At 70.1% G+C, this 15,744-nt stretch carries 16 protein-coding genes; 8 read left to right on the top strand and 8 right to left on the bottom strand.

Annotated features, from left to right (window positions below):
- The first annotated feature begins 36 nt into the window (after positions 1 to 36).
- Positions 37 to 747, top strand: coding sequence for an SOS response-associated peptidase (locus tag AC1HC7_RS09580; RefSeq protein WP_479494951.1), 711 nt, complete (start codon positions 37 to 39; stop codon positions 745 to 747).
- 385 nt (positions 748 to 1,132) lie between these two features.
- Positions 1,133 to 1,843, top strand: coding sequence for a hypothetical protein (locus AC1HC7_RS09575; protein ID WP_479494952.1), 711 nt, complete (start codon positions 1,133 to 1,135; stop codon positions 1,841 to 1,843).
- A gap of 103 nt (positions 1,844 to 1,946) precedes the next feature.
- On the opposite strand, the gene moaE is transcribed toward AC1HC7_RS09575, so the two are convergent.
- The 4 genes from moaE to AC1HC7_RS09555 all read right to left on the bottom strand — a co-directional run bounded on the left by moaE (position 1,947) and on the right by AC1HC7_RS09555 (position 4,134).
- Positions 1,947 to 2,450 carry a molybdopterin synthase catalytic subunit MoaE gene (gene moaE / locus AC1HC7_RS09570; protein WP_479494953.1) on the bottom strand — a complete coding sequence of 168 codons (504 nt, stop codon included), beginning with the start codon at positions 2,448 to 2,450 and terminating at the stop codon, positions 1,947 to 1,949.
- Entirely contained in the window at positions 2,447 to 2,692 is a 246-nt protein-coding gene (gene moaD, locus AC1HC7_RS09565; RefSeq protein ID WP_479494954.1) for a molybdopterin converting factor subunit 1, read from the bottom strand. The genes moaE and moaD overlap by 4 nt, the downstream gene beginning before the upstream one ends.
- Complete coding sequence (gene pgsA, locus AC1HC7_RS09560; RefSeq protein ID WP_479494955.1) at positions 2,689 to 3,360, bottom strand: CDP-diacylglycerol--glycerol-3-phosphate 3-phosphatidyltransferase; 672 nt, start codon at positions 3,358 to 3,360, stop codon at positions 2,689 to 2,691. Before pgsA ends, moaD begins: the two co-directional genes overlap by 4 nt.
- 177 nt (positions 3,361 to 3,537) lie before the next feature.
- Positions 3,538 to 4,134 carry a DsbA family protein gene (locus tag AC1HC7_RS09555; protein ID WP_479494956.1) on the bottom strand — a complete coding sequence of 199 codons (597 nt, stop codon included), beginning with the start codon at positions 4,132 to 4,134 and terminating at the stop codon, positions 3,538 to 3,540.
- 120 nt (positions 4,135 to 4,254) lie between these two features.
- Between AC1HC7_RS09555 and AC1HC7_RS09550 the strand changes: the two genes are divergently transcribed.
- On the top strand, positions 4,255 to 4,590 hold the full coding sequence (locus tag AC1HC7_RS09550; RefSeq protein ID WP_479494957.1) for a carboxymuconolactone decarboxylase family protein: 336 nt from the start codon (positions 4,255 to 4,257) through the stop codon (positions 4,588 to 4,590).
- Between the two features lie 57 nt (positions 4,591 to 4,647).
- Here AC1HC7_RS09550 and AC1HC7_RS09545 read toward each other — a convergent pair whose 3' ends face one another.
- Both AC1HC7_RS09545 and AC1HC7_RS09540 read right to left on the bottom strand, forming a co-directional pair.
- A complete protein-coding gene (locus AC1HC7_RS09545) occupies positions 4,648 to 5,316 on the bottom strand; it encodes a VOC family protein (protein ID WP_479494958.1) in 669 nt (222 codons plus the stop codon).
- Positions 5,317 to 5,463: 147 nt separating this feature from the next.
- Positions 5,464 to 6,687, bottom strand: a complete 1,224-nt coding sequence (locus AC1HC7_RS09540) for an argininosuccinate synthase (protein WP_479494959.1) — start codon at positions 6,685 to 6,687, stop codon at positions 5,464 to 5,466.
- Positions 6,688 to 6,907: 220 nt separating this feature from the next.
- Between AC1HC7_RS09540 and AC1HC7_RS09535 the strand changes: the two genes are divergently transcribed.
- Both AC1HC7_RS09535 and AC1HC7_RS09530 read left to right on the top strand, forming a co-directional pair.
- Positions 6,908 to 7,438 (top strand): acyl-CoA thioesterase, encoded by a 531-nt coding sequence (locus tag AC1HC7_RS09535; RefSeq protein WP_479494960.1) that lies wholly within the window; start codon positions 6,908 to 6,910, stop codon positions 7,436 to 7,438.
- 148 nt (positions 7,439 to 7,586) lie between these two features.
- Positions 7,587 to 8,765: an acetyl-CoA C-acyltransferase family protein gene (locus AC1HC7_RS09530; RefSeq protein ID WP_479494961.1), complete on the top strand. Its 1,179-nt coding sequence runs from the start codon at positions 7,587 to 7,589 to the stop codon at positions 8,763 to 8,765.
- Between the two features lie 23 nt (positions 8,766 to 8,788).
- On the opposite strand, the gene AC1HC7_RS09525 is transcribed toward AC1HC7_RS09530, so the two are convergent.
- Both AC1HC7_RS09525 and AC1HC7_RS09520 read right to left on the bottom strand, forming a co-directional pair.
- Entirely contained in the window at positions 8,789 to 10,003 is a 1,215-nt protein-coding gene (locus AC1HC7_RS09525; protein ID WP_479494962.1) for a serine hydrolase domain-containing protein, read from the bottom strand.
- Between the two features lie 43 nt (positions 10,004 to 10,046).
- Positions 10,047 to 10,835 carry an alpha/beta fold hydrolase gene (locus AC1HC7_RS09520; protein WP_479494971.1) on the bottom strand — a complete coding sequence of 263 codons (789 nt, stop codon included), beginning with the start codon at positions 10,833 to 10,835 and terminating at the stop codon, positions 10,047 to 10,049.
- Positions 10,836 to 11,027: 192 nt separating this feature from the next.
- Between AC1HC7_RS09520 and AC1HC7_RS09515 the strand changes: the two genes are divergently transcribed.
- The 3 genes from AC1HC7_RS09515 to AC1HC7_RS09505 are packed head-to-tail and all read left to right on the top strand — an operon-like array spanning position 11,028 to position 15,574.
- Positions 11,028 to 12,302 carry a sarcosine oxidase subunit beta family protein gene (locus tag AC1HC7_RS09515; protein ID WP_479494963.1) on the top strand — a complete coding sequence of 425 codons (1,275 nt, stop codon included), beginning with the start codon at positions 11,028 to 11,030 and terminating at the stop codon, positions 12,300 to 12,302.
- A gap of 9 nt (positions 12,303 to 12,311) precedes the next feature.
- Positions 12,312 to 12,593 (top strand): sarcosine oxidase subunit delta, encoded by a 282-nt coding sequence (locus tag AC1HC7_RS09510; protein WP_479494964.1) that lies wholly within the window; start codon positions 12,312 to 12,314, stop codon positions 12,591 to 12,593.
- Complete coding sequence (locus AC1HC7_RS09505) at positions 12,590 to 15,574, top strand: sarcosine oxidase subunit alpha family protein (RefSeq protein ID WP_479494965.1); 2,985 nt, start codon at positions 12,590 to 12,592, stop codon at positions 15,572 to 15,574. The genes AC1HC7_RS09510 and AC1HC7_RS09505 overlap by 4 nt, the downstream gene beginning before the upstream one ends.
- Positions 15,575 to 15,744: the final 170 nt, after the last annotated feature.

The raw sequence follows: 15,744 nt of genomic DNA, 5'->3' as shown, positions 1-15,744 counted from the left end.
CGCCGCGCGCAACGGATGCGCGGATGGAGGCCCCGCATGTGCGGCAGATTCGCCCTGACCGTTCCCCAAAGCGCCGTGGCGGCGCTGTTTCGCGCCGCGCCGATGGGGGGCGACCCCGCCGACGCCGCGCGCCCGCGCACCAATATCCGCCCCACGCAGCCGGTGGACGCGGTGCTGCTTGACGACGGCGACGAAACCGGGGGCAGGACGCTGCGCCGGGTCCGCTGGGGGGTCGTGCCGCACTGGCGTCGGCGGCTGAACGACGGACCGCCGCTGATCAACGCCCGCGCCGAGACCATCGCCGAAAAGCCCGCCTTTCGCGAGGCCTGCCGGCGCCGGCGCTGCCTGATTCCCGCCAGCGGCTATTACGAATGGCGGCTGGAGGACGGGCGAAAGCAGCCGTATTTCATCCACCCGACGCAAGGCGAGCTGTTCGCCTTCGCCGGGATCTGGTCGCCCTGGCGCAGCCCCGAGGGAGAGACGGTCATCGCCTGCGCCATCGTCACTTGCGCCGCCGGGCCGGGGCTTGCGGCGATCCACCACCGCGAGCCGGTGACCATCCGCCCCGAGGATTTCGGCAAATGGCTGGGCGAGGCGGGCCGCGGCGCCGCGCTGTTGATGCGCCCGGCGCCCGAGGGGGCCTTCGCCTTTCACCGGGTCAGCCCGAAGCTCAACAAGGCGAAGGACGACGCGCCGGACCTGACCGCGCCGATCGGAGATTCGGCGGCGCCGAGTTCTGGCCGTTAATCATTCATGTTTTGGTCGTTATTGCCATTGGTTCGCGCCTGAATTGTGATGGACGAGTGATTTTGCGCCCTGTGGTTGTTAATTTCAACCTTGAGGCGCGGCGCTCAAGCGTCGGGCTCCTGTAGAACAATATTCCGAGCGCCGCAATTTTAACAAACTAGAATTTGATACTGATTTTGTGAAAAAGGCGCCGGATACTCGGCCTGTTCGCCTTCGGGCGGAAAAACTCCGGTAACCCTGATTCCTCGCATGGGGGTGCGCTTTTCCCTTGGTTAATCTCTGGGACCGCGCCTAAGGTCTGTTCATTAGCTTTCGGGGCCGTTCACCCCGGCCCATAACGTCGTGACTGCGTTGCAGACGAAATCATTTACAGGAGCCATGTCTCATGAGCATCAAGAAAACGACTATTGGGATCGCGGTGGCGATTCTTGCGGGGACCACGCTCAACGCAGCGGCCGCCACGCTTGATTTCGCCGCCTTCACCGACACCATCGCCGGCGAGCAGGGCATCGAAGCCACGGTCACCAGCTTTCTCGGCGACGGCGGCGGGGCCAAGGCGATCATCGACCTGAGCAACCCGTTCTCGGTGGGCGGCGTCATGCTTTCGGCCACCGGCTGGGATGACAGCTTCACCAACGCCGCCAACTACGCCTATCTCGATCAGGGCAATGCCGGGCTCGGGGTCTGCGGCGCGGTGGTCAGCGGCACCGGGCAATGCGCCAACGGCGCCGACGACAACATCACCGCGGGCGAGGGCCTGCGGCTGACCTTCGAAGAAGACTGGACCATCGACAAGATCTTCTTTCGCAACCAGAGCCACGGCACCACGTTCCTGGCCGGCAGCGAAGTCAACATCAACGGCTTCAACTACGGGCTGGTCCATGAACTGGCGCTGGGTCTCGATCTGACCGCCGGTCAGGCGCTGGACCTGAAATACGGCACCGGCCTGGGCGGCGGCGACGAGATGTACATCTCGGCGGTCCTGGTCAGCAGCATGACGCCGATTTCGTCGGTGCCGTTGCCCTCGAGCGTGCTGATGCTGTTCAGCGCCGTGGCCGGGCTCGGCTTCGCGTCGCGCAAACGCCGCGCCGCGTAAGCGGCTGCGCCGCCGGAGCGCCCGGCGGCGCCCGAAACGAAACGCCAAGCCCCCGGGGACACCGGGGGCTTTTCGCGTTTCGGGGTGCGTTTCGGGTGGGGGGTCAGCGTCGCCAGCGGGCGGCGGCGGCGGCGTCGGAGTCGCGCGCATCCACCCAATGCGCGCCCTCCGGCGTGGTTTCCTTCTTCCAGAACGGCGCCCTGGTCTTGAGGAAGTCCATCAGGAAATCCGCCGCCTCGAACGCCGCGGCGCGGTGGGGCGAGGCGGCGGCGGCAAGCACGATCCGCGCGCCGGGCGCCAGCGCGCCGATGCGGTGGATGATGACGATCCCCTGCAGCGGCCAGCGTGCGGCGGCCTCGGCGGCGATCGCCGCCAGCGCCTTCTCGGTCATGCCGGGATAGTGTTCCAGCTGCATCGTCGCGCCGCGCCGCGCCGCGCCGCCGGCCATGTCGCGCACCAGCCCGGTGAAGGCGACCATGGCGCCGATGTCGGTGCGCCCGGCGGCAAGCGCGTCAAGCTCGGCGGAGATGTCGAAATCCGCCGCCTGCACGCGAATGGTCACCGGGCAGGCGTCGCCGCGGGGGGCCGGGGGCGCCGCGCGGCTCACCCCCCTGTCACCGGCGGGAAGAACGCCACTTCGCGGGCGCCGGCGATCGGGGCGTCGAAATCGGTCGCCTCCTGATCCACGGCGACGCGCAGCGCCGACAGGTCGGCGAAGGCGGCGGCGTAGCGCGGATCGCGGTCGCGCAATTCGTCAACCAGCGCCGCGACGGTGGGGGCGGCGGTCTCGATCTGTTCCTGCGCGGCGCCGATGCGTTCGCGCAGCCAGGCGAAATAGAGCACGTTCACTGGGTTTCCTCCTCGGCGCGGATGAAGGCGATTCCCTTGGTAAGATAATCCCATCCGGTGACCAGCGTCAGCAGCGCCGCGATCCACAGCAGCCCGTAGCCGATCATCGCCAGCGCCGGCGCCGCGCCGGCCCAGAACCGCAGATTGGCCGGGTCGGCGATTTCGCCCGCCAGCACCGCGTCATAGACGTCCGGCGGCATGGCGTAATAAAGGCCGGTCAGGGTTTCGTCGGCGAACCCGGCCAGAAACAGCGCCCCGATGGCGATCATCTGGATCATGGTCTTCCATTTGGCGGGCAGGGTCACGGCGATGGTCATGCGCCCGCCGAGGAATTCCCGCAGGCCCGAGATCGCCACCTCGCGCAGGATGATCAGCGCCACCGGGACCAGCATGGCCCAGTGCAGCCCGCTCAGCGCCATCAGCACCGCCAGCGCGATCATCACCATGGCCTTGTCGGCGATGGGGTCGAGCATCTTGCCAAGATCGCTCACCTGATCCATGCGCCGCGCCAGCCAGCCGTCAAAGAAATCGGTCAGCGAGGCGGTGGCGAACAGGAAGAACGCCGCCAGATCCGCCATCGGGCGGTCCAGCAGAATGAAAACGCCGGCCAGCAGCGGCGCCGCGAGCACCCGCGCGAAGGTCAGGATATTCGGTATGGTCCAGATCATCGGCGTTCCGCTCGCGCCAGTGGGGCGCGCATCAAGGGAGAGCAACGGGAATGTCGCGCGCAAGAGACCTGATCGCGGGCCGAAGGGCAAGAGCGCGCGGCGCGGCAAGGCCGGTCGATGGCTGTGAATCGCGCAATTGGTCCCGCGTCGTCACGCGTTGGCGACGGGGGCGGGGGCTCAAGCGGGCAGGCGGGCCAGCGCCGCGGCGACGAAATCCTGCCGGTCCTGACCGAAAAACATCGATTCGCCGACGAAATAGGTCGGGGCGCCGAAGACCCCGCGCGCCACCGCGGCCTCGGTGTCGGCCTTCAGGCGCGCCTTCACCGCCGGGTCGGCGATGGCTTTGGCGAATTCGGCGGCGGAAAACCCCGCGCCCTCCAGCGCCGCCGCCGTCACCGCCGGGTCGCCCAGGTTCCTGCCGTCGCGCCAGATGGCGTTGAAGCAGAGGTCGCAGTATTCGACGAAGCGCGGCTGATCGCGCAGGGCGGTCGCGCCGCGCATCAGCGACAGGGAGTTGATGGGGAAATGCGGCGAAATCGTCAGCGTCACGCCGTAGCGCGCCGCCCACAGCGCCAGGTCGTCCAGAATCCAGTCGCGTTTCGCCGGAATCATCGCCGGGCTGGCGTTGCCCGCGCCCTTGAACACGCCGCCGAGCAGGATCGGGCGCAGCGCCGCCCGGGCGCCGCTGCGCCGCGCCAGCGCCGGCAGCTGGGTCCAGGCCAGGTAGCTGGCGGGGCTGGCGAAATCATACAGGAATTCGAATGTCCTGGGCATGGCGGCCTCCGTGGCCCCACTTGGCCCTCATTCGGCGCGCGCGTCAATCCGCAGCCGTTGACGCGCGCGCCGAATGGGGGCAAAGGCGGACATGCATTGCGAAACCCGGAGAGCAGACCCATGAACTGGACCGAATTCCTCGACGACACCAAGGGCGAATTGTCCCGCCTGAACCCGGAGATGCCGGAGGTGGCGCGGGGGTTCGGCGCGTTGGCGCGGGCCGCCACGGCCGAGGGGGCGCTGGACCCCAGGACCAAGGAGCTGATCGCGCTGGCCATCGGCGTCGCAACCCGCTGCGACGCCTGCATCGCCTTTCACGTCAAGGCCTGCATCCGCCACGGCGCCACGCGTCAGGAGGTCGTGGAGGCCATCGGCATGTGCGTCTACATGGGCGGCGGTCCGGCCTTGATGTATGGCGCCAAGGCGCTTGACGCCTACGACCAGTTCTCGGCCTGACCGGGACCCCCGCCGCCGGCGCGCGCGCCAGTCCGCCCCAGCCCGCGCCAGTCCGCCTCAATCCAGCGTCACCTCGCCATTCGGCCCGCGCAGGGCGGCGCGCAGCGGCGCGCCGCCGGTCTCGCCCTCGGGCAGCGCCGCATCGAGGCCCAGCGCCGCCAGCGCGCGCCCCGTGGCGGCGTCCGGGCGGCGCGCGAACCGCGCAAGGCTGAGCCCGGCCCCCGCCATCTGCATCGAGGGGGTTTCGATGTCGGGCCACTGGATCAGGCCCGGCAGGGCGCCGTGATGCGGCGGGACCGGCCCCGAGGGGATGGTCAGCCGCCATTCAAGATCGCCGCGCCGCATGGGCCGCGCCGGGCCAAGCAGGTCGGGGTGGCGCGCGGCCAGCGCGTCCACCGCGTCGCAGCGCGCCATCCAGGTGATCAGCCGCGGGCGGTCTTTCAGCAGCGCCAGAACTTCGGGCCGGTGCAGGCCGAACGGCAGGGCGCCATGCGCGGGCGGGTCCTGGGCCGGATCCGGGGCGATCAGTTCCAGATACACCGGGTCGGCGTCGTCGCGGTCCAGCCCCCAGAGCTTGTTATGGGTGCCCATGCCCTGATGCGCGCCGCCGCCCTGCGCCTTGACGCCAAGGCGCGACTCCATCCATGCGCACCCCTCGGCCAGCGACAGGCAGCCGACGACGAGGTGATCAAGCGAAAGCGGGGCGGGGGCGTCGGCGTCGGGCATGGGGGTCTCCTGATCCTTCGGGGCGGTTTCATGCCTGCCCGCGCGGGCCGCCCCGGTCAAGGGGCGCGCCAGGCGGCGGCGCGGCGGCGCAACCCGCGGATCAGGGGCGCGGCGCGGCGAACGGCCAGCCGCGCCCTTGCCGGGACATCACTTCAGGCGTTTGTCGCGCATCGCCAGCAGCCGCAGGCGCAGGGCGTTGATCTTGATGAATCCGGCCGCGTCCTTCTGGTCATAGGCGCCCTCGTCATCCTCGAAGGTGACGTGTTCTTCCGAATACAGCGAGCGGTCCGACCAGCGCGCCACGACCCGCGCCGAGCCCTTGTAGAGCTTGATGCGCACCGTGCCGGTCACGTGTTCCTGGCTCTGGTCGATCAGCGCCTGCAGCATCAGCCGTTCGGGGCTGAACCAGTAGCCGTTGTAGATCAGCTCGGCGTATTTCGGCATCAGTTCGTCTTTCAGATGCGCCGCGCCGCGATCGAGCGTGATCGATTCGATGCCCCGGTGGGCTTCCAGCAGCACCGTGCCGCCGGGGGTCTCGTAGACGCCGCGCGACTTCATGCCCACATAGCGCCCCTCGACCAGGTCCAGCCGCCCGACCCCGTGGCGCCCGCCGTATTCGTTGAGCGCGGTGAGGATGGTCGCGGGGGACATGGCTTCGCCGTTGATCGACGCGGCGTCGCCGCGCTCGAATCCGATCTCGATGAATTCCGGCGCGTCGGGCGCGTCCTCGGGGGCGACCGTGCGCTGGTAGACGTAATCGGGCGCCGGCTGCGCCGGATCCTCCAGCACCTTGCCCTCCGACGAGGTGTGCAGCAGGTTGGCGTCGACGGAAAACGGCGCCTCGCCGCGCTTGTCTTTGGGCACCGGCACCTGATGCGTCTCGGCGTATTCCAGCAGCTTGGTGCGCGAGGTCAGGTCCCATTCCCGCCAGGGCGCGATCACCTTCACGTCCGGGTTCAGCGCATAGGCGGCGAGTTCGAAGCGCACCTGATCGTTGCCCTTGCCGGTGGCGCCATGGGCGATCGCGTCGGCGCCGGTTTCCGCGGCGATCTCGATCAGCCGCTTGGAGATCAGCGGCCGGGCGATCGAGGTGCCCAGCAGATACAGCCCCTCATAGACCGCGTTGGCGCGAAACATCGGGAAGACGAAATCGCGGGTGAATTCCTCGCGCACGTCCTCGACAAAGATGTTCTCGTCCTTGATGCCGAGCAGCTCGGCCTTGGCGCGGGCGGGGGCGAGCTCCTCGCCCTGGCCGAGATCGGCGGTGAAGGTGACCACCTCGCAGCCGTATTCCGATTGCAGCCATTTGAGGATGATCGAGGTGTCGAGTCCGCCCGAATAGGCGAGAACGACTTTCTTGGGCTTGGACATGGGTTTTCCCGCGGTCAGGCAGATGTTTCGTGGCGCCTGTGCGCCATAGCGCGCGGCTTGCGCCTTGGCAAGATCGCGCGGGCGCGCCGCCCCTGCCGGGCGGGCGATCGCCGGAAACCGGGCCGCGCCGCAGGTTGCCTTGCCGGGACGCGCCGCCTAGAAACGGGGCATGGCGCTCGCGCCCCGCCCCGCCCCGCCCCCTGCCGGATCAGGAGCCTCCATGTACCCCTATCTGCGCGTCGGCGCGTCGATCTTTCGCGCCGCGCGCGCGCATCGAATCGCGCCCGACGAAACCGTGATCGAGCGCACCCGCTGCTGGCCCTGGGACATCGACCCGTTCGGCGAACTGAACAATGGCCGCAGCCTGACGCTGATGGATATCGGGCGCCTGTCGCTGCTGACCCGGATCGGGCTGGTGGGGCTGGTGCGCGCCGGGGGCATGCGCATGACCATGGCCGGATCGCGGGTGCAGTATCGCGCCCGGGTGCGCCCTTTCGCGCCCATGGAGATCCGCAGCCGCCTGCTGGGCCGCGATCCGCGATTCTTCTATGTCGAGCACCTGACCCTGACCCGCGGCGTTCCCGCCCATCACGCGGTCTATCGCGCGGTTGCGGTTGGATCCGCCGGCATCGCGCCCACCGACGCGGTGGTCGGGGGCCAGACCCATCAGGGCTGGCACGCCCGCCCGCCCGATTGGGTCATGCGCTGGGCCGAGGCCGAGAACGCCATCCCCTGGCCGCCCGATTTCTGATCTTTCGAATGGCGCGCGATCGGCGCGGCGCCCGCCGCCTCGGTCCGGAGGGGTTGCGCGCGGCGCCGCGCAGGCGCAAAAAAAGCGGCCGACGCCGCCGCCGCGCCGCGCCAAACCAGACAGTCGACCCCAGAGCAAAGGAATGCCCATGCCCCGCGACATCGTGATCCTCGACGGCGCCCGCACCGCGATCGGAACGTTCGGCGGCGCGCTGGCCGGCACGCCGCCGATCGCCACCGCCGCCCATGTGGCCAGGGCGGCGATGCAGCGCGCCGGGGTGGCGCCGGATCGGATCGGCCATGTGGCCTACGGACATGTGATCAACACCGAGCCCCGCGACATGTATCTGTCGCGCGTGGCGGCGGTGGAGGCCGGCATCCCGGTGGAGACCCCCTGCATGAACGTCAACCGGCTTTGCGGCTCGGGCGCGCAGGCGATCGTGTCGGCGGCCCAGAGCCTGATGCTCGGCGACGCCGATTTCGCGCTGGCCGGCGGGGCCGAGGCCATGAGCCGGGGGCCCCATATCCTTCCCGCCGGGCGCTTCGGGCAGAAGATGGGCGACACGCTGGCGCTCGACATGATGATCGGCGCGCTGCACGACCCGTTCGGGACCGGGCATATGGGGGTGACGGCGGAGAACGTCGCCGAGGAACACGACATCTCGCGCGACGCCCAGGACGCCTTTGCGCTGGAAAGCCAGACCCGCGCGGCGCGCGCCATCGCCGAAGGGCGGTTCAAATCCCAGATCGCGCCGATCGACGTGCGGGTGCGCCGCGACACGGTGGCGTTCGACACCGACGAGCACCCCCGCATGACCTCGGCCGAGGCGCTGGCGGGCCTGCGCGCGGTGTTTCGCAAGGGCGGCACGGTGACGGCGGGCAACGCCTCGGGCATCAATGACGGGGCCGCGGCGATCGTCATGGCCGATGCCGAGGCCGCCGCGAAGGCCGGGCTGACCCCGCGCGCGCGGCTGCTGGGCTACGCCCATGCCGGCGTGCGCCCCGAGGTGATGGGCATCGGCCCGGTCCCGGCGGTGCGCCGGCTGCTGGAAAGAACCGGGCTGAGCGCCGATCAGTTCGACGTGATCGAATCCAACGAGGCCTTCGCCGCCCAGGCCTGCGCGGTGAACCGGGAACTGGGCCTCGACCCGGCGAAGGTGAACCCCAATGGCGGCGCCATCGCGCTGGGCCATCCGGTGGGGGCCACGGGCTGCATCGTCACCGTCAAATGTCTTTATGAACTGGAGCGCATCGACGGACGCTACGGGCTGATCACCATGTGCATCGGCGGCGGGCAGGGCATCGCGCTGGCCATCGAACGCCTCTGACCGGGGCCGGCGGCGCCATTGGCTCAGCGATAGGCCTGGGCCACCGCCCGGAAGAACCGGGTGGATTCGAGGTTGGCGCGGCGCGATCTGTCCATGAACCCCCGATCCGCCGAGGTCTTGACGATCACGATGCGATCGGCGGGGCGGATGTAGATGAACTGGCTGTAGACGCCGCGCGCCAGCACCTCGCGCTTGCCCTCGGGGCCTTCGGGTTCTGGCGGAATCCACCATTGATAGCCGTAGCCGTGGCGGTCGGCGCGCGGCTCGGCCGGGGGCGGGGCGCTTTGCGCGGTGGAGTCGACGATCCAGTCGGCGGGCACGATCTGCGCGCCGTTCCAGGCGCCGCCCTCGGCGATCAGCAGCCCGAAGCGGGCGTAGTCGCGGGTGCGCGCGTTCATGCCGCCCAGCGCGAAGGCCACGCCCTCGCCATCGGTGATGAACAGCGCGTCAGCCTCCGCGCCCATGGGGCCGTAGAGCTTTTCCGACAGGTAATCGGGGAGGCTCTTGCCCACCGCCCCGCGCAGGGTCATCGCCAGCGCGTGGGTGTCGATGGACACGTAGCGGAAATTTTCTCCCGCCGGGGCGACGCGGCGATCCTGCCCGGCGGCGAATGCGTCCATCGAGCCGCCCAGCGCCAGCACCCGCCCCATCTGGTTGATGTCGGAGTTGAAATCCCCGTAATCCTCGTCGAATTCGACCCCCGAGGCCATGTGCAGCAGGTCCCGGATCGACACCCCCTTGTAGGCGCCCTGCGCCAGTTCCGGCGCGTAGCGCTCGGCGGGGTCGTCGATGCTGGCGATCCTGCCCTCGGCCAGCGCGATGCCGATCAGCGCCGAGACCATGGATTTCGCCATCGACCATGAAATCCGCAGATCCTCCGGCCCCGTGCCGAGGCGATAGCTCTCATGCATGATCACGCCGTCCTTGAGCACCAGCAGCGAGGTGGTGGCGGAGCGCTCCAGATAGCTCTCGACGGTTTCCTCGCCGCCGCCATGGGTGAATTTTTCCGGCAGCGGGCGTTCGGCCCTGGGCAGTTCGCGCACCGGAGCGGTCCCGCGCGACACCGGCGCGGTGAGGAACATCCGGTCCATGGACGAGAAATTGCCGACGATGCGATCCGCAGCGAACAGGGTGTTGACCCGATACAGCCGTTCGATCTGTTCGCGCTTCCACACCCCCAGGACCGCGAGGATCGCCAGCACGATCAGAAGCCCCTTGCCGATGCGTTTCAAAAGCATTTCTTACATCCTTGTCGGAGCGTTCAAACATGCGGGACCGGGGTCAGGCTGCGAGGAACGCGGTCGCCTCGGCGAGGAAATCATCGGGCTTTTCCGCGTGCAGCCAGTGGCCGGCGCCAGGGATGCTGGCGAAGACCGCGCGCGGAAACAGCGCCCGGATGGCGGCGTGATGCGCGGGGCGCAGGTAGTCCGACGCGCCCCCGGCCAGAAACAGCGCCGGGCCGTCGAAGCGCCGCCCGGTCATGTCGGGAAAACCGATGATCTCGTCCATATGCGCGGCCAGCGCGTCGAGATTGAGCTTCCAGCGCAGCCGCCGCGCCCCGTCGGGGCCGCCGTCAAGCGCGAGGCTCTGCAGCAGGAAGGCGCGCAGGCCCCGATCCTCGATGCGCCTGGCCAGCTGCGCATCCGCCTGCGAGCGCCGCGTGGCGCCGCTCAGATCCACGGCGCGCATGGCCTCGACATGGGGCTGGTGGGTGTGATCATAGGGCACGGGCGCGATGTCGGCGACGATCAGGCGGCGGACGGCCCCGGGGGCGTTCAGGGCCAGAACCATCGCCGCCTTGCCGCCCATGGAATGGCCCAGCACGTCCGCCCGTCCGCCAAGCGCGGCGATGGTGTCGGCGAGATCCCCGGCCAGGTCGCCATAGCCGTTCGCCGCGGCATGCGGGCTGTCGCCGTGGTTGCGCATGTCGACGGCCACGACCTTGCGATTCGCGGATAGCCGCCGCGCCAGCCCGTTCCAGTTGCGCGCCGAGCCGAACAGCCCGTGGGCGATCAGCAGCGGCGGCGCGCCGATGTCGGTTTTCGCCTCGGCGGTCAGGGTGTTCAGCAGCATTGGCGCCCCCGCATCGGGTCGGTGAAGGTCTGTCCCGGACCGGTGTAGCGGCCCCGCGCGTCCGGCGGCAAAGGATTTCGCCCCCCGATGCCGGCGTCGGGCGAAATAAATCATGCGCGCCGGTCGCAATCGGGTTTGCGGCGGCGCATCCGTCCTTCTAACCTTCACGCGGGAACGGCGGAGGCGCAGGTGCGGCGAAAACCACAAAGACATTCGGCCCTTTCGGTGCTGTGGAACGGGCTGACCGGCCAGCGCAACTGGGCGCGGGCCTGGCGCGACCCGGTTCCGCGCCTGTCCTATGACGTGGTGATCATCGGCGGCGGCGGGCACGGGCTGGCCACGGCGTATTATCTGGCGAAGAACCACGGCATCCGCAACGTCGCGGTGATCGAGCGCGGCTGGATCGGCGGCGGCAATGCCGGGCGCAACACCACCATCGTGCGCTCCAACTACATGATGCCGGGCAATCGCGGCTTCTACGAACATTCGCTGCGGCTGTGGGAGGGCCTGTCCCACGATCTCAACTACAATGTCATGTTTTCCCAGCGCGGGCAGATGCTGCTGTGCTTCGATCCGGGCGATCGCGATTCCATGGCCCGGCGCTACAACACGCTGCTGCTCGACGGCGCGGACGGCGAATGGCTGAGCCGGGGCCGGCTGCGCGACATCGCGCCCTATCTGGATTTCGGCCCGAACGCCCGCTACCGGCTTGAAGGCGCCTTCATGCAGCCCCGCGCCGGCACCGCCCGCCATGACGCGGTGGTCTGGGGCTATGCGCGCGCCGCGGATGCGCTGGGCGTCGACATCATCCAGAATTGCGAGGTCACCGGATTTGTCCGCGCGGGCGGGGCGATCATCGGGGTCGAGACCTCGCGCGGCGAAATCCGCGCCGAGAAGACCGGCATGGCGGTGGCGGGCGCCACCTCGCCGCTGGCGGCGAAGGCCGGGCTCGGCAAGCTGCCGATCGAATCGCACAAATTGCAGGCTTACGTTTCCGAACCGCTGAAGCCGATCATCGACCATGTGGTGTCCTCGCCCGTCGGCGGGCACCTTTACATCAGCCAGTCTGACAAGGGCGGGCTGGTGTTCGGCGGCGATCTCGACGGGTATGCGTCCTATGCGCAGCGCGGCGGGCTGAAAACCTATTGCGACGTGATGGCCAAGGCGGTCGCGGTGGCGCCCTTCATCGGTCGGGTCAAGCTGCTGCGGCAATGGGCGGGGGTGATGGACATGTCGATGGACGGCTCGCCCTTCATCACGCCCACCGCGATCCCCGGTTTCTACCTGAACGCCGGCTGGTGCTATGGCGGGTTCAAGGCGACCCCCGCCTCGGGCTGGTGCTTTGCGCACACCATCGCCCATGACAAGGCGCATGAATTGAACGCGGAGATGCGGCTCGACCGCTTTGCGCGCGGCGTGATGATCGACGAGGAAGGTTCGGGCGCGACCCCGAACCGCCATTGAGGAGGCGACATGCGCATCCCCTGTCCCTTCTGCGGCCTGCGCGACGAGGCCGAATTCACCTACGAGGGCGACGCGTCGGTCGCCTACCCGGACATCGCCGCGCCCGAAGCGGACTGGATCGACGCCGTGTTCCTGCGCGACAACATCCGCGGCCCGGCGTCGGAGCTGTGGCGCCATGCGCTGGGCTGCCGCGCCTGGATCGTCGTGGCGCGCGACACCGCGACGCATGAGATCGCCGGCGCGCGGCTCGCCCATCCCGGCATGGCCGCGGCGCTGGGGAACGGGACATGAGCGCGGGCGGGCGGCGCGTCGCGCATCGCGGGCGCGTGGACCGGTCCCGGCGGCTGGCCTTCGAATGGCAGGGCAAGCGCCTGCTCGGGCATCCCGGCGACACGCTGGCCTCGGCGCTGATCGCCAATGGCGAACGCCTGATCGCGCGCTCGTTCAAGTATCACCGCCCGCGCGGCGTCATGTCGGCGGGGCAGGAGGAAGGCGGCGCGCTGGTCACGCTCGGGACCGGCGCAAGGCGGCTCGTCAACATGAAGGCGCCCGTGGTCGAGCTCGAGGACGGGATGATCGCCAGCGCCCAGAACTGCTGGCCCTCGCTGAAGCGCGACATCGGCGCGGTCAACGACCTGTTCGGGCGGTTCCTGGCGGCGGGGTTCTATTACAAGACCTTCATGGGGTTCGGTTCGGGGACCGCCGAATGGATGTTCTTCGAAAAATTCATCCGCCGGGCGGCGGGGATGGGGCGCAGTTCCGCTGACCCGGACCCCGATTTTCATGAACATGTGCACGGCCATTGCGACCTGCTGGTGGTCGGGTCGGGCCCGGCCGGGCTGGCGGCGGCGCGCGAGGCCGCCGATGCGGGGCTCGACGTGGTGCTGGCCGAGCAGGATTTCGAACTGGGCGGCGATCTGCTGACCGGTGGCGAGATGGGCGACGACACCGCCGAAGCCTGGCGCGCGAAAACGCTCGCCGATCTGGCGGCGGCGCCCAATATGCGCCTGATGCCCCGCACGATGGTCTTCGGCCTCTACGATCACGCGGTCGCGGGGCTGGTCGAACGCGTGCAAGGCGGCGGCGACGCGGCCCCGCGCGAGCGCATGCATGTCCTGCGCTGCCGCCATGTCCTCACCGCGACGGGCGCCATCGAGCGGCCCTTCATCTTCGGCGACAACGATCGCCCCGGGGTGATGCTGGCCGATGCGGCGCGGGTCTATCTGGACCGCTACGGCGCGCTGGTCGGGCGCCGCGTGGCGGTGGCGACCACCAATGACGGCGCCTATGGCGCGGCGCTGGCGCTGGCCGGGGCGGGGGCCGAGGTGACGCTGCTCGACAGTCGCGAACGCCCCCCCGCCGGGCTGGCCGCGGCGGCGCGCGAGGCGGGCGTCGAGCTGCGCCCCGGCACGGTCCCGGTGCAGGCGCTGGGCGGCGCCCACGGCCTGCTGCGCGGCGCCGTCATCGGCCCGCATCTGGGCGGCGGGCGGGCGCGGGCGTCCGAGCGCATCGCCTGCGACGCGCTTGGCGTGTCGGGCGGCTGGTCCCCGGCGCTGCATCTGATGAGCCACGCCGGCGCGCGCCCGGTCTGGCGCGAGGCCGACGCCTGTTTCCTGCCCGGCGAATCGGGCGCGCCCGTGTCCGCCGCCGGCGCGGCGCTGGGCCTATGGGACCGCGCCGCCTGCGCCGCCTCGGGGCGCGCGGCGGGGCGCGCGGCGGCGAAAACGCTCAGCGGGCGGCGGATCTCCGTGCCCAAGGCGCCCGGTCCCGGCGGCTGGGAGGGCGCGCTCGACCCGGTCTATGAAATCCGCGCCCGGCGCATGAAACTGAAAAGCTTCGTCGACCCCCAGCATGACGTGACCGCCGACGATTTGCGGCTGGCGCATCGCGAGGGGTTCGTGTCCGTCGAGCACATGAAGCGCTACACCACGCTGGGCATGGCCACGGATCAGGGCAAGACCGGCAACGTCGTCGGGCTGGCGCTGATGGCCGAGGCGCGCGGCCTGACCCCGCCGGAACAGGGCGTGACCACCTTTCGCCCGCCCTACGCGCCGGTGTCGATCGGGGCCATCGCCGGGGGCGATGTCGGGGCGCACGCGCAGCCCACCCGCCATTCGCCGTTTCATGCGCAGATCGAGGCCGCCGGCGGCGTGTTCGTGGATGCCGGGCTGTGGAAGCGGGCGTTCTATTTTCCGCGCGCCGGCGAGGACCTGACCCGCGCCTCGATCCGCGAGGCGGCGATGGTGCGCAGATCGGTGGGCGTCTGCGATGTCTCGACGCTCGGGAAAATCATGCTGCAGGGGCCGGACGCGGCGGCGTTTCTCGACCGGGTCTATGTGAACGGCTTCGCCAGACTGCCCGTGGGCCGGGCGCGCTACGGGGTGATGCTGCGCGAGGACGGGTTCGTTTTCGATGACGGCACGGTCTGGCGGCTGGGCGAAACCGATTACCTGATGACCACGACCACCGCCAATGCCGGGCCGGTGATGGAGCATCTCGACCGCTGGCTGCAGACCCGCTGGCCGGATCTGCGGCTGGTCCTGACCTCGGTGTCCGACGCCTGGGCCGGGCTGGCGGTGGCCGGGCCGCGCGCCCGCGACGCGCTGGCGCGGATCACCGACGCGGACCTCTCGAACGCGGCGCTGCCCTTCATGGGGGTGGCGCGGGTGCGCGCCGCGGGGCTCGACTGCTGGCTGGCGCGGATCAGCTTTTCCGGCGAACTGGCCTACGAGATCTACGCCCCCGCCGACCGGGCCGCGACGCTGTGGCAGGCGCTCGATGGCGCCGCGAAGGCCGAGGGCGGCGGGTTCTACGGGCTGGAGGCGCTCGACATCCTGCGCGTCGAGAAAGGCCATGTGACGGGGCGCGAGCTTGACGGGCGGGTGACGCTCGGCGATCTGGGGTTTTCGCGCATGGCCTCGCGCGCAAAACCCTTCATCGGCTCGGCGCTGATGCATCGCCCGGACATGGTCCGCGCCGATCGTCCGGCGCTGGTCGGGCTGGTCCCGGTGGATGCATCGGCGATGGTGCGGGGCGGGGCGATCCTGTGTCCGCCCGACCATGAGCGGGGGCTGGGAATCGGCCATGTGTCCTCGATCGCCGATTCGCCGCATCTGGGGATGCGCGTGGCGCTCGGCTTCGTCGCGGGCGGGCTGGCGGCGATGGAAGGGCGCGAGGTGATCGCCAAGGACCCCGTCAACAAGGCCGAGACCCGCATGCGCGTGACCTCGCCGCATTTCCTCGACCCGCAAGGAGAACGCCTGCATGGCTGATCGCGCGGATCTTTTCATCGGGGCGATCGGGACCCCGGCGCTGTGGCAGATCGCCTTCTGGCCCGATGGGGTCGCCGCCGGCGCGGCGCGGCTGGCGCTGGATCTGGGCGCGGCCGCGCCGCCGCCGGGGGCCAGCGTCGCCGCCCCCGGCGGCGCCCGGCTGATGCGCG

The organism is Oceanicella sp. (assembly GCF_056449545.1).
This window is presented reverse-complemented; position numbering and strand designations above follow the sequence as displayed.

What these genes read in the sequence shown, in the direction of transcription:
- AC1HC7_RS09580 (WP_479494951.1), top strand. Translation starts at nt 37, where the DNA reads ATGTGCGGCAGATTCGCCCTGACCGTTCCCCAAAGCGCCGTGGCGGCG.
- AC1HC7_RS09575 (WP_479494952.1), top strand. Translation starts at nt 1,133, where the DNA reads ATGAGCATCAAGAAAACGACTATTGGGATCGCGGTGGCGATTCTTGCG.
- pgsA (WP_479494955.1), bottom strand. Translation starts at nt 3,360, where the DNA reads ATGATCTGGACCATACCGAATATCCTGACCTTCGCGCGGGTGCTCGCG.
- AC1HC7_RS09555 (WP_479494956.1), bottom strand. Translation starts at nt 4,134, where the DNA reads ATGCCCAGGACATTCGAATTCCTGTATGATTTCGCCAGCCCCGCCAGC.
- AC1HC7_RS09550 (WP_479494957.1), top strand. Translation starts at nt 4,255, where the DNA reads ATGAACTGGACCGAATTCCTCGACGACACCAAGGGCGAATTGTCCCGC.
- AC1HC7_RS09545 (WP_479494958.1), bottom strand. Translation starts at nt 5,316, where the DNA reads ATGCCCGACGCCGACGCCCCCGCCCCGCTTTCGCTTGATCACCTCGTC.
- AC1HC7_RS09540 (WP_479494959.1), bottom strand. Translation starts at nt 6,687, where the DNA reads ATGTCCAAGCCCAAGAAAGTCGTTCTCGCCTATTCGGGCGGACTCGAC.
- AC1HC7_RS09535 (WP_479494960.1), top strand. Translation starts at nt 6,908, where the DNA reads ATGTACCCCTATCTGCGCGTCGGCGCGTCGATCTTTCGCGCCGCGCGC.
- AC1HC7_RS09530 (WP_479494961.1), top strand. Translation starts at nt 7,587, where the DNA reads ATGCCCCGCGACATCGTGATCCTCGACGGCGCCCGCACCGCGATCGGA.
- AC1HC7_RS09525 (WP_479494962.1), bottom strand. Translation starts at nt 10,003, where the DNA reads ATGCTTTTGAAACGCATCGGCAAGGGGCTTCTGATCGTGCTGGCGATC.
- AC1HC7_RS09510 (WP_479494964.1), top strand. Translation starts at nt 12,312, where the DNA reads ATGCGCATCCCCTGTCCCTTCTGCGGCCTGCGCGACGAGGCCGAATTC.
- AC1HC7_RS09505 (WP_479494965.1), top strand. Translation starts at nt 12,590, where the DNA reads ATGAGCGCGGGCGGGCGGCGCGTCGCGCATCGCGGGCGCGTGGACCGG.